At 58.9% G+C, this 11,464-nt stretch carries 14 protein-coding genes and 1 other RNA gene; 7 read left to right on the forward strand and 8 right to left on the reverse strand.

From position 1 onward, the window contains the following. The 3 genes from ACFE0K_RS03620 to hrcA form a co-directional block, all read right to left on the reverse strand. On the reverse strand, positions 1-294 hold a 294-nt coding region (locus tag ACFE0K_RS03620), incomplete at its 3' end, for an Hsp70 family protein (protein ID WP_434534765.1). Between the two features lie 121 nt (positions 295-415). After that, on the reverse strand, positions 416-1,048 hold the full coding sequence (gene grpE / locus ACFE0K_RS03625; RefSeq protein WP_434534766.1) for a nucleotide exchange factor GrpE: 633 nt from the start codon (positions 1,046-1,048) through the stop codon (positions 416-418). Positions 1,049-1,287: 239 nt separating this feature from the next. Beyond that, positions 1,288-2,337: a heat-inducible transcriptional repressor HrcA gene (hrcA, locus tag ACFE0K_RS03630; RefSeq protein ID WP_434534767.1), complete on the reverse strand. Its 1,050-nt coding sequence runs from the start codon at positions 2,335-2,337 to the stop codon at positions 1,288-1,290. Between the two features lie 141 nt (positions 2,338-2,478). Between hrcA and ACFE0K_RS03635 the strand changes: the two genes are divergently transcribed. Next, a complete protein-coding gene (locus tag ACFE0K_RS03635) occupies positions 2,479-2,997 on the forward strand; it encodes an RDD family protein (protein ID WP_434534768.1) in 519 nt (172 codons plus the stop codon). Between the two features lie 35 nt (positions 2,998-3,032). Continuing rightward, positions 3,033-4,700, forward strand: coding sequence for a DNA repair protein RecN (gene recN, locus ACFE0K_RS03640; RefSeq protein ID WP_434534769.1), 1,668 nt, complete (start codon positions 3,033-3,035; stop codon positions 4,698-4,700). 240 nt (positions 4,701-4,940) lie between these two features. On the opposite strand, the gene fur is transcribed toward recN, so the two are convergent. Beyond that, a complete protein-coding gene (gene fur / locus ACFE0K_RS03645; protein ID WP_035248394.1) occupies positions 4,941-5,342 on the reverse strand; it encodes a ferric iron uptake transcriptional regulator in 402 nt (133 codons plus the stop codon). A gap of 111 nt (positions 5,343-5,453) precedes the next feature. Between fur and bamE the strand changes: the two genes are divergently transcribed. Next, complete coding sequence (gene bamE, locus ACFE0K_RS03650) at positions 5,454-5,951, forward strand: outer membrane protein assembly factor BamE domain-containing protein (RefSeq protein WP_434534770.1); 498 nt, start codon at positions 5,454-5,456, stop codon at positions 5,949-5,951. 9 nt (positions 5,952-5,960) lie between these two features. Here the strand turns inward: bamE and ACFE0K_RS03655 are convergent, their stop codons facing one another. Both ACFE0K_RS03655 and ACFE0K_RS03660 read right to left on the reverse strand, forming a co-directional pair. After that, the gene (locus tag ACFE0K_RS03655; RefSeq protein ID WP_434534771.1) at positions 5,961-6,260 is read right to left on the reverse strand and encodes an RnfH family protein; all 300 of its coding nucleotides are present in this window, start codon (positions 6,258-6,260) and stop codon (positions 5,961-5,963) included. Next, complete coding sequence (locus tag ACFE0K_RS03660) at positions 6,260-7,801, reverse strand: sodium-dependent transporter (RefSeq protein ID WP_434534772.1); 1,542 nt, start codon at positions 7,799-7,801, stop codon at positions 6,260-6,262. The genes ACFE0K_RS03655 and ACFE0K_RS03660 overlap by 1 nt, the downstream gene beginning before the upstream one ends. A 141-nt stretch (positions 7,802-7,942) precedes the next feature. On the opposite strand from ACFE0K_RS03660, the gene smpB reads away from it, so the two are divergent. Continuing rightward, a complete protein-coding gene (gene smpB, locus ACFE0K_RS03665; RefSeq protein ID WP_434534773.1) occupies positions 7,943-8,425 on the forward strand; it encodes an SsrA-binding protein SmpB in 483 nt (160 codons plus the stop codon). Positions 8,426-8,487: 62 nt separating this feature from the next. On the opposite strand, the gene ACFE0K_RS03670 is transcribed toward smpB, so the two are convergent. Beyond that, positions 8,488-8,769 carry a hypothetical protein gene (locus ACFE0K_RS03670; protein WP_035248390.1) on the reverse strand — a complete coding sequence of 94 codons (282 nt, stop codon included), beginning with the start codon at positions 8,767-8,769 and terminating at the stop codon, positions 8,488-8,490. A 401-nt stretch (positions 8,770-9,170) separates the two neighbouring features. Here ACFE0K_RS03670 and ssrA point away from each other — a divergent pair. Next, positions 9,171-9,527, forward strand: a transfer-messenger RNA (tmRNA) gene (gene ssrA / locus ACFE0K_RS03675). A 287-nt stretch (positions 9,528-9,814) separates the two neighbouring features. Here the strand turns inward: ssrA and ACFE0K_RS03680 are convergent. Further along, positions 9,815-10,186: a hypothetical protein gene (locus ACFE0K_RS03680; protein WP_434534774.1), complete on the reverse strand. Its 372-nt coding sequence runs from the start codon at positions 10,184-10,186 to the stop codon at positions 9,815-9,817. A 202-nt stretch (positions 10,187-10,388) separates the two neighbouring features. Between ACFE0K_RS03680 and ACFE0K_RS03685 the strand changes: the two genes are divergently transcribed. Both ACFE0K_RS03685 and ACFE0K_RS03690 read left to right on the forward strand, forming a co-directional pair. Beyond that, entirely contained in the window at positions 10,389-10,670 is a 282-nt protein-coding gene (locus tag ACFE0K_RS03685) for a hypothetical protein (RefSeq protein ID WP_434534775.1), read from the forward strand. 258 nt (positions 10,671-10,928) lie between these two features. After that, positions 10,929-11,464 (forward strand): sodium:calcium antiporter (locus ACFE0K_RS03690; protein WP_434534776.1); only part of this gene is annotated, 536 nt, incomplete at its 3' end.

Raw genomic sequence — 11,464 nt, forward strand, 5'->3', positions numbered from 1 at the left:
ATTGTCGGCCTTGGTGATTTTGTAGGGGACCATCTTGATGTCTTTCTGAACGACGCTGTCGTCAAAACGACGACCGATCAGACGCTTCACCGCGTACAGGGTATTTTCCGGGTTGGTCACCGCCTGACGCTTGGCAGACTGACCGACCAGGGTTTCCTTGTCGTCGGTGTAGGCGATGATGGACGGCGTGGTACGCGCGCCTTCAGCGTTTTCAATAACTTTGGCTTTATCACCTTCCAGCACGGCCACACAGCTGTTGGTCGTACCCAGGTCGATACCGATAATCTTACCCATATCTCTCGTTCTCCTTCACACCAGCCGGGCCCCTTTCGGCGACCCAGGCAGTTGAATTGTTAATTCGTCTGGCTTCTATATGGCGCTGCTGCGCGCCGTTTCAAGGGGCCAGGACCGCTTTTTACTCAGCCGCTTTGCTGACGATGACGCGGGCCGGGCGGAGCAGGCGACCATTGAGCTGGTAGCCCTTTTCCAGTACCTCGATCACGGTGTTGGGCTCCACATTGGGGACCGGCACCATGGTCATGGCCTCGTGCAGTTCCGGGTTGAACGGCTCATCAGACGGACTGATCTGCTCCAGGTTGTACTTGGCAAACGCATCGAGCAGCGACTTGAGGGTCAACTCGATGCCTTCACGGGCACCTTGCAGGGCGTCGTCGTCAGCATCCAGGGCGGCCAGGCCGCGCTCCAGGTTATCCGCCACGCTCAGCAGATCGCCGGCAAATTTCTCCAGGGCGAACTTGCGAGCGTGCTGCACGTCCCGCTCGGCGCGCTTGCGCACATTCTGGATTTCCGCCTGAGCGCGGATATCCGCCTCACTCAGGGCTTTCTTGACCTTGGCCAGCTCGGCTTCCGTCTCAGCCAGCTTTTCTTCCGTAGAAGGCTCTTGTGCCACTGAGGGCTCTTCTTGCGCGGAAGGCTCTGCCTGCCCGGCATCAGCCTGGGCCGCGTCAGCCTCCTTTGCCGCCTGCTGCTCTTCGGCAGTCTCTACCTGCGGCTCGGCGTTTTTAGGGTCTTTTTCCTGATCACTCATTCTCTACTCCACATCCCAATCCGGGCTTTTCCAGGAAAGCGGGCAAATATATGGGAGCGGATGGCGGGGATTCAAGGGGGGAGGAAAGGCAGTTAACAGTTAATAGTGAATAGTTAACAGCTCGCGGTAGAGCTTCGTGATTACCGAAGCCCCGGCGGCCGCGCCCGAGGCCTGCTCGCGGGTGCCTGCATTTGCACCCCTCCGGAGCGATCTCGCGTCACTGCTAACTATTAACTACCCTAAAGCTGAGTCAGGGCCGCCGAGAGGATTTTGGCGGTGATATCCACGGTGGGGATGACCTTTTCGTAGTCCATACGGGTGGGGCCGACCACGGCGAGGACGCCCACCGGGCCATTGTCCGCTCGGTAGGGAGCCGAGATCAGCGAGTAGTCCTCGAACGGCTGGAAGCCGGATTCCCGGCCGATGAAGATCTGCACCCCGTCCGCTTTCATGGAGCGCTCCAGCAGGTGCAGGATGTCGCGCTTGTGGCTGAACGCATCGAACAGATTGCGCAACTGACCGATATTGTCGGCTTCGGCGGACTGCAGCAGGTTGGACTCGCCGGACACCACATAGTCGGAATCCTCCTGCTCCGTGCGCAATGCCTTGCCGGCCACGGCGACCGCCGTCTCCATCAGCACATCCATCTGTGCCCGATCCGCATTCATGGTGTTAAGCAGCCCGTCGCAGATGCTGTTCAGATCACAGCCCGCATAGGTGTGATTGATGTAGTTGGCCGCCTGACGCAGCTCCACCTCATCGTAATCCCGGTCGGTATGAATGATGCGGTTCTGCACCTCCGAGCGGTTGACCACCAGTACCACCAACACCCGCTTGCCCGATAACGGCAAGAATTCCACCTGCCGCAGGGTCGTTACCTCCCGGCGCGGCACCGCCACCAGCCCGGCCATGCGGGTCAGCTCCGCCAGGGTTCGCGACGCCTGGGCAATCAGCTCCTGGGGCGACTGCTCCGGCGCCAGCAACTGACCCAGTTCCTTTTTCAGGGAGCGGTGGTCCGGGCGATCCATGACACTGGATGCCAGCAGGGAGTCCACATACAGCCGGTAGCCCAGCTCCGTGGGCACTCGTCCGGCGGAAGTATGGGGGCTGGTCAGCACACCGAGATCTTCCAGCTCCGCCATGATATTGCGGATAGTCGCCGGGCTGACGGTGAGACCACTGCCGGAGGCCAGAGTCTTGGAACCCACCGGCTGACCATCGCGGATATGGCGCTCCACCAGCGCCATCAGCAATCGTTGTTTGCGTTCGTTCAGATCCAGCTTCGTCATAGCGGTATATGTACCAGAAAATCAGTGCGACATTATATAGCCTTCTCGTTCGAAGTTTATCGGGGCTTACACTGGCGCCCGGAATCCCCTAAGATTACAACCACTGCCCAAAAGAACAGTTCTCGTAACAAGGATGTCACCATGACCGACAGCAACAACCCCTACCAGAGCCCCGCCGCCGACGTGCAGAATCGCCCGACCGCAGACAACCCGGTTCTTGCCAGCCGCTGGTATCGTTTTTTCGGCGCCCTGATCGACGGCCTGGTCCAGCTCGCCATTATCGGCCCCATCGTGTTCTTTTCCGGCACCTGGGCAGACATGATGGCCAACAATGGCGCGCTCGACCTGACTGCCACCCTGGTCTGGTTCATTGTCGGCGAAGTGATTTTCCTGGCCCTGCAGGGCTGGTTGCTGTTCAACCGTCAGCAGACCATCGGCAAGTGGCTGCTGGGTATGAAGATCATCGGCATGGGGCAGTTGGACGTGCCCGCCGGCAAGCTCTACGGCCTGCGCTATCTGCTGTTCCATGTGCTGGCCCAGGTTCCCGGCGTCAATCTGGTCATGCTTGTCGATCCACTGCTGATTTTCCGCGGTGACCGCCGCTGCCTGCACGATCTGCTGGCCGGCACCCAGGTGATCCAGGTCCCTGCCACCCCTTAATCGCCACACTGACTCGCCCGTTTCGGAGAGATACCATGCTGACCCATCTGAGCGTTCGTCACTTTGCCACCGTGGACCAGTTGGAACTGGAGCCGGAAAACGGCCTCACCGCGATCAGCGGGGAAACCGGGGCGGGCAAGTCCGTGATCATCGATGCCCTGGGCCTGACCCTGGGCGACCGGGCTGATTCCAGCATTGTTCGCCACGGCCACGATCGGGCGGAAGTACTGGCCACCTTTGATGTCAGCGACAACCTGGCCGCCCGTCAGTGGCTGGCCGATCGGGAACTGGATGATGACGACCAGTGCCTGCTACGCCGCACCGTACGTGCCGATGGTCGCTCCCGGGCCTATGTCAACGGCACCCCCACCCCGCTGGCGGAAGTGCGGGAACTGGGCGAGCGGCTGATCAGCATCCACAGCCAGCACGAACACCAGGCATTGATGAAGAAAGAAGCCCATCGGCAGCTGCTGGACAACTTTGCCGACGCCCGCGAGCTGGCCAACACCGGGCGCGACCACTGGCGCCACTGGCAAAAGGCCCGCCGCGCCCACGACGACGCCCTGAATCAGGCCCGCGAGCAAAACGAAAAAGAAGAGCTGCTGCGCTTCCAGCTGGAAGAGCTGGACGCGCTGGCGCTACAGGACGGTGAACTGGAACAGCTGGAGCAGGAACAGCAACGGCTGGGCAACGCGGAAAGTCTGATCCGCACCTGTCAGCAGTCCCTCAACGCCCTCTATGAAGGCGACGACGGCACCTGCAACGATCACCTCAGCCAAGTCAGCCACTGGCTGGACGAGGCCCGCAACCAGGATGAAGGGCTGGGCACCATCGCCGACACCGTGGAATCCGCCCGCCTTCAGGTGGAAGCCGCCGCCGATGACCTGCGCCATTACCTGGAACGGCTAGACCTGGACCCGGAGCGCCTGGCCCAGGTGGAGGAACGGCTAAGCCAGAGCTACACCCTGGCTCGTAAGCATCGCATCCGCCCGGAAGAACTGGTGGAGCACCACCGGCAACTGCTGGCGGAATCCGACGCCCTGGGCAACGTGGATGCTCACCTGCATGCGCTCTCCGAGCAGGAAGCTGCAGCCCAGCAGCAATACATGGACAGCGCTCGCCAGCTCAGCAAGGCCCGCCGCAGCGCCGCCAAGAACCTCACCCAGCAGGTACAGAAGCAGCTCACCGCCCTGAGCATGAAAGCCGCCAAACTGGAGGCCCAGCTGGGCGAGTGTGCCCCCGGCGCCGACGGACTTGAAGACGTGGAATTCCTGTTTTCCGCCAACCCGGGCCAGCCCCTCAAGCCGCTCGGCAAGGTCGCTTCCGGCGGCGAACTGTCACGGGTAAGCCTGGCAATCCAGGTGATTTGTGCCCGCAACCTGACGGTACCGAGTCTGGTATTCGATGAAGTGGACGTGGGTGTCGGTGGTGGCGTGGCCGAGATCGTCGGCCGGTTGCTACGCGAGCTGGGCAGCCACGCTCAGGTGCTGTGCATCACCCACCAGCCCCAGGTAGCCAGCCAGGGCCACCAGCACTGGCAGGTGCACAAGATTCAGGGGGACGACACCACCCACACCCGCATCCAAGGGCTGGATGACAACGCAAGAATCGAGGAACTGGCGCGCATGCTGGGCGGCGTGGAAATCACCGAATCCACCCGTACCCATGCCAGGGAGATGCTGAACAAGGCCCAGGCAGCGTAGAGAGGCAATGAACAGTTAATAGTGAATAGTTAACAGCGGCGCGGGCAGAGGGTCAGATAACCGGCAGCGCACAAACGCCGGCGCACCACGTAGGGTGGATTAGCCGCAGGCGTAATCCACCGCCACACTGCCGACCATCATGCCACTGACGGCTACACCGCATTGCGCCCTACCGGTAAAAGGTGGATTACGCCTGCGGCTAATCCACCCTACCCTGGCCACCTGGGCCCAGGTGCCGGATCACTTCTTCGGCTTGACGTACAGCACCAGCGAATGGTCCATGATTTCGTAGCCGTGCTCCTCGGCAATGGCGTGCTGGCGCTTCTCGATCACGTCATCCATGAACTCGATCACCTGGCCGGTTTCCATGCACACCATATGGTCGTGATGGTCCTCGTCCGCCAGCTCGAAAACGGCAGAGCCACCCTCGAAGTTGTGGCGCAGCACCATACCCGCCTGCTCGAACTGGGTCAGTACCCGGTAGACGGTGGCCAGCCCTACATCCTCGCCGGCGTCCATCAGCGACTTGTAGATGTCTTCAGCGCTCAGGTGGCGCTCTTCAGACTTCTCCAGTTGCTGCAGGATTTTCACCCGCGGCAGGGTCACTTTAAGGCCCGCTTTTCTGAGATCCTGATTATCCAATGCGTATGCTCCAATTTGCCAACCAAAGTGGCGATAATGAAAAAGCGGGAAACTTGTACCGCTACTGCAAGTCTGTATTATCGCCCGAACACTTAGTGAAGTCGAAAAACCATGCCACGAATTCTAGCCGTCCTTAGTCTGACAGTCCTGCTCGCCACCACTGGCTGCAGCTCCCTGCGCTTTCCCGGCGTCTACCGGATCGATATTCCGCAGGGCAACTTTGTCACCGAGGAGATGCTCGGCGAGCTCCAGCCCGGCATGAGCCCTGAACAGGTGCGCTACGTGCTTGGCGCCCCCACTCTGGTGGACCCGTTCACGCCTGACCAATGGTTTTATCTGATGACCTACCGCCCCGGCAAGGGCGACAACGTCAGCCAGCAGATTGTGCTGCACTTCGAAAACGGCAGCTACAGCCACCATGAAGGCGAAGTGATCGAGGATTTCCGCAAGAAAACCAGCTCACAACAGGACCGCGAATTGCAGCGTAAACTGGACGAGCGCAAGCAGGAAGAAACCAGCCCCGAGCCTGCCCCTGCTACCCAGCAACCCGCGCCAGATCCGGAAACGCTGCCCCAGGAACCGACTGACCCGGGCCAACCAGCAGCCTGATTCTCACCATCAGCGAGCCTTTTCCGCCGCCCGCTTCTTGCGATTGAGCTTCGGGTCCGCCTGCAGCGGGCGGTAGATTTCCACCCGCTCACCGGGCTTCAGCACCTGGCCAGCCGGATTGGCCACCACCTTGCCGAAAATCCCCATGGACGCCTTGTCCAGCACCAGCCCTTCGAACTGCTCTTCAATGCCGGACAGCTTTGCCGCCTCCAGCATGGTGGTACCTTCCGGCACATCCAGCCCGATCAGACGCTGCTTGTCCGGCAGCGCATAGGTCACTTCCACATGAATACGCGCCTCATCGGCCATCAGGGCGACTCCTGCTCCACGGGCACCTCAGTGCCCCCCTCTTGCGGCAGTGGCGCGGCAGTATCCTGCTGCGCCGGCGGCTCGGGGGTAACCGCATCCACCTGCTCCTGAGCCGGCGCTTCTGCAGCTTGCGCCTCTTCTTCTGGCGCGAACGTCGCCCAGATCGAATAGACGAACAACACGATCACCGCCACCGGTGAGAAAATCCGCACCAGTGCCCGCCATACCAGATAGAGCTTGAAGTTCTGCATGGCCAGCTCCTTGCGCGCCTGGGTCTCCTTCATCACCCAGCCGGCAAAGATGGCGATCAGCAGCCCGCCCAGCGGCAACATCACCGTGGTAGACAGGAATTCCATATTGTCGAAGAAGGTACCCACCATGAAGGTGTGATCCTTCCATACGTTAAAGGACAATACCGAGCCCACACCCAGCAGCCAGGCCCCCAGGCCCACGACCAGTGCCGCCATCGGGCGCTTGAGTCCCCGCTCTACCAGCCAGGCCACCACCGGCTCGCCCAGACTGATGGACGAGCTCCAGGCGGCACACACCACCAGCACAAAGAACAGGGAGCCGAACAACAGACCGCCCGGCATCTGGCCGAAGGCCAGCGGCAGGGTCACAAACATCATCCCCGGGCCCTGGCTCACTTCCAGGCCGTTGGAGAACAACAGCGGGAACATGGCCACACCGGCGCCCAGTGCCACCAGGGTGTCGAGCAGCGCAATGATCGCCACGGTGGACATGATCGACACCGGCCGGCTGCGACCGGTCTTCTTGTCCTTCACCGTTTTGGGCATATACGCCCCATAGGCCATGATCGCGCCCATCCCCAGACTCAGGGTAAAAAAGGCCTGCCCCACGGCCACGATGATTGCCTTGCCGGTCAACTTGGAGAAATCAAAGGCAAACAGAAAGCTAATCCCCTCCTTGAAGCCCGGCGTGGTCGCCGCGTAGCCCACCAATACCAGCAGCAGTACGAACAGCAGCGGCATCAGAATCTGCACCGCCTTTTCCAGGCCACCCTTCACACCCCGGGCCACCACCACCATGGTCAGCACCATAAAGAGCGTGTGGTAACCCAGCAGCAACCCGGGATTGGCCAGCATATCGTTGAAATGGGCTTCCGACTGGGTCGCGGTAATGCCCTCAAAGACACCGCGTACTGCCTCCCAGGCGTAATACAACGCCCAACTGGCCACAGCAGAGTAAAACGACAAAATCAGAAACTCCGACAGCGCCCCCAGATAGCCGATGCCCGCCCAGCGCTGGGTCACCTTGCTGTCCGCGGCCACCTTGCGCATGGAATTGATCGGGCTCAGCCCGCCCTTGCGGCCCAGCATTACCTCCGCCGCCATGATGGGAATGCCCACCACCGCGATACACAGCAGGTACAGCAACACAAAGGCACCGCCGCCGTTCTCGCCGGTGATGTACGGGAAACGCCAGATATTCCCCAGCCCCACGGCCGACCCGGTCGCCGCCAGAATAAACACCCAACGGCTGGCCCACATGCCATGGACCGGCTTGATCTCTTGCTTCATAACAGCATTACCCTCGATAGCGTGGCGCTATTGTCTTTTTTTTAACTGGGCGGCTCAAGTAAGGACAAGACACAACTCACCTTCGCCCTAACAGACAAAGCCCTGTCAGCCGCCAAACGCATGCTCTATAATCGCTCGCCTATGGGAAACGCCAAGAAAAAAGCCAAAGCGCCGTCGGCCACCATTGCGCAAAACCGCAAGGCACGCCACGAATATCATCTGGAAGAGCACTTCGAAGCCGGCCTGGTCCTGGAAGGCTGGGAGGTGAAGTCACTGCGTGCCGGTAAAGGCAACCTGACTGAAGCCTACGTCCTGCTCAAGGACGGGGAGGCCTTCCTGTTCGGCGCCCGCTTCGAGCCCCTGCTCGCCGCCAGCACCCACGTCAACCCGGATCCAGTGCGCAGCCGCAAACTGCTGTTGCACCGCCGTGAACTGGGACGCATTTTTGGTGGCGTACAGAAAGAGGGCTACACCTGTGTGCCGGTGAGCCTGTACTGGAAGAAAGGGTTCGCCAAGTGCGATATCGCCCTGGCCAAGGGTAAGCAGAAGTTTGATAAGCGCGCCACTGAGAAGGAGCGCGACTGGAACCGTCAGAAGCAGCGTCTGATGCGACAGGGCAGCTGACCCGGGTTAACGGGCCGCCCCCCTGCGCGCGTGACACTGTCTTCAGACTGTACCGGTTGGCGTTACACCGACTGGTGGGTGTTCACGTCCTGAGCCCGGCTGTCGCCGCGCAGCTGCCAGTAAAACTGCAGCCAGGCGCGCAGCACCGCAGGCAGGAAGTAAACGGCGAACAGAATCACCGGAAGACGTGCCTCCGGGGTCGCCATATCCACCAGGTACACACCACCTGCATACGCAGCCAGCGCGAATACCAGTTGCAACGCTCTGTAGAGCAGCGGCTGAGCCTTCAAAGGCGACAGTGCCTTCTCGGAAACTTGCCCTGCTGACCGAAAGATCGTGTTCATCGACTTTCTCCTTTAATGAACGACAATGCTTTGATCAGCGGCCTTCATATAACGTCTATTTCAAGGCTCGCTGTAAAGCCATTGTGTGGTACACAATTTCGAGCAGGATGTTTCATGGTGGCTTGTGGCTACCTGAGCATCGCTTGCTCAACCTCACCATCGGCGAATGACACAATGCCGCGGTGACACCCGTATAGTGCGCCCGAAAAATGACAAAACAAGCATTCCGGGTCTGATTGTCAGACAAGACATGTGTATTCGAGTAACACTTTTCACAATACGATTACATTTCGAACATTGTTCATGACGTTTGCCACCACAACATGGCCGATCCGGAACTTCCCCGCCCCCACTTGTTAATCGACTTCCCTGCCCCCATCACCTACAATGAACCCATCACAGGGGCCGACCTGGATTCGACGCCGGTACTGAATTCTGTGGTGCATGCCGAGAAGGTCACGAGTCTCGTAAATCATTTGTGGCACACTAAAGTAATCGCAAACGACGATTCTTACGCACTAGCAGCTTAAACCCTGCTTATCGCCAATCGACCCTGCCTGTGGGGAAGAGCGGCGAGCATCGCAACACAGGCTCGCAGCAAAGTCCGCCCCGGACGGCGCTGTTAAAACCTTTAGGGGCTCGGCTTTCACGTCCTGCCAGTTGGGTTGTGGAGGCTTAAATCAATAAACATGGCTAAGCATGTAGATCTGCAGATGGATTGCTGACGGACGCGGGTTCGATTCCCGCCGGCTCCACCAAACAAGAAGGCGCAAGCCCTTGATAGAGAAGGAGTTTTCTATCAAGGGCTTGCGCTTTTTTATTGGATGTCGAAAAAGTTTCGAAACTCTCTAAGCGGGACAAGTCTCTATAGCAGACTGAGAGGACACCAGTTCTTCTACGTATCCTGAGAGCAGGAAATCCCTATACAGGGAAACTAACCCAGCAATGACACAGAATAGCAGGAGGACAAGCACTGCAGCTTGAGAAGGAGTACCAATAAGTATCCATGGAATGCTGACCAATATCCAGAGCCCCATAGCGAGCATCAGTAAGCACATCCATTTCCTAATGAACTTTCGTATAAAGGGATATTGATTCCAGTCCTCGAAAAAAAACGGCCGTCAGAAATACTCAAGGATCCTTTTCTTCTCTTCAGCGCATCAACAACACTCGAACAATCATCTCTAGACGTAATTAATTTGATATCAGAGAACGAAAGCTTAAGACCATGTATCAATAAGAATAACTGCCCCGCCAAATGAGGGCTTCTATTCTCGATAGCATGATCCAGCTTCTCGAGAAGTTCCGCTTGGGAACCTTTAGTCTTCCATCGGTGAGAGATGTTCACATAAGCGCTGCCTACCAGCAGAGACATCAGCCCACCCACCTTTACAAAAAGGTCTAATTCGAAATCCATTTCGCCTCCTTATGTCACCAGTCCCTAGAACACCCTTCAGATGAAAACTCTACTCAATAACAGAAGGGCTGAGAATTACCACCTTTCGAGGTAGTCCGCATCTCATTGTTATCTAGTCCATAGTATAGCCCCCTCCCCTTCCCTCCCCGTAATCCATAACACACAATGAGAATAGACAATTTTCCACGGGGAGGGACGACAAATGCCTACAATCAACCTGAAAGCCATACTGCTATTGGTTCTGGTATTCGCCGCCCCCGCTCTCTTTGCCAACGACCAGGCCCAGGAGCAACCAGACGCCCACATCGACCCTGCCGTGATCGAGAATTTGCTCACTCCGGATCATTCGCTACTGGATGTCATCGATACGGATATGGCGGCGGGCTGCTGCAAGGTGTGCCGTAAAGGCAAAGCCTGTGGAGACTCCTGCATCAGCCGAAAATACAGCTGCACCCGTGGCAAGGGATGCGCTTGCGACGGTTGACTCTGTCGCAAGGGGGGATTGTCTCAATACTGGAGCTCCCCCCCTACAGAGGGGCGCAGACCACGCCTCCGCCTATGAGCAAACCGCATTAATCGCTTTAATCCCGGCGTCTCTCAGCCTTAAGCTATCGGGTAGTTTGGCAGCCACGGCGAGCGCTTCAGTTTCTGTCCTTTGAGCAGCAAGCCCGGAACGCTTGCCCGTCCAATCCCTGACAAACAGCCCATCTGTCCACCGACGCTTAAAGGAGCGCCTGCCCCCATGATTCTGGCCATTGCCGCTATCGCTTTTGGTTTGTTGCTCCTGGTGTGGAGCGCTAACCGCTTTGTTGAAGGCTCCGCCTCCACGGCTTCCCATTTCGGTATGCCACCGTTGTTGATCGGCATGGTGGTCGTCGGTTTCGGTACTTCCGCGCCGGAGATGGTGGTGTCGGCGCTGGCCGCCTCCCAGGGCAACCCGGGCATCGCCTTGGGTAACGCCTACGGCTCGAACATCACCAACATTGCCCTGATCCTGGGGATCACCGCGCTGATCAGTCCTATCGCGGTGCATTCGCAGGTGCTGCGCAAGGAGCTTCCCATCCTGGCGCTGGTCACCGCCCTGGCCGCATGGCAGCTGCTGGACGGCGAAATCACACGGTTTGATGCGCTGGTGCTGCTCGGTGTATTCGGCGCGCTGATGACCTGGACGATCTGGCAGGGGATGAAGAAGAAAGAAGATGCGCTGGCCATCGAGATTGAGCAGGAACTGGACGTGCGGGCCATGCCCTTGCGGCGGGCCATTTTCTGGCTGGTGGC

The organism is Alcanivorax sp. (assembly GCF_051117345.1).
Lineage (GTDB): Bacteria > Pseudomonadota > Gammaproteobacteria > Pseudomonadales > Alcanivoracaceae > Alcanivorax.

Coding starts and splice junctions, on each gene's coding strand:
- ACFE0K_RS03635 (WP_434534768.1), top strand. CDS start 2,479: ATGACCGACAGCAACAACCCCTACCAGAGCCCCGCCGCCGACGTGCAG.
- recN (WP_434534769.1), top strand. CDS start 3,033: ATGCTGACCCATCTGAGCGTTCGTCACTTTGCCACCGTGGACCAGTTG.
- grpE (WP_434534766.1), bottom strand. CDS start 1,048: ATGAGTGATCAGGAAAAAGACCCTAAAAACGCCGAGCCGCAGGTAGAG.
- ACFE0K_RS03685 (WP_434534775.1), top strand. CDS start 10,389: ATGCCTACAATCAACCTGAAAGCCATACTGCTATTGGTTCTGGTATTC.
- ACFE0K_RS03670 (WP_035248390.1), bottom strand. CDS start 8,769: ATGAACACGATCTTTCGGTCAGCAGGGCAAGTTTCCGAGAAGGCACTG.
- ACFE0K_RS03680 (WP_434534774.1), bottom strand. CDS start 10,186: ATGGATTTCGAATTAGACCTTTTTGTAAAGGTGGGTGGGCTGATGTCT.
- hrcA (WP_434534767.1), bottom strand. CDS start 2,337: ATGACGAAGCTGGATCTGAACGAACGCAAACAACGATTGCTGATGGCG.
- ACFE0K_RS03660 (WP_434534772.1), bottom strand. CDS start 7,801: ATGAAGCAAGAGATCAAGCCGGTCCATGGCATGTGGGCCAGCCGTTGG.
- smpB (WP_434534773.1), top strand. CDS start 7,943: ATGGGAAACGCCAAGAAAAAAGCCAAAGCGCCGTCGGCCACCATTGCG.
- ACFE0K_RS03655 (WP_434534771.1), bottom strand. CDS start 6,260: ATGGCCGATGAGGCGCGTATTCATGTGGAAGTGACCTATGCGCTGCCG.
- bamE (WP_434534770.1), top strand. CDS start 5,454: ATGCCACGAATTCTAGCCGTCCTTAGTCTGACAGTCCTGCTCGCCACC.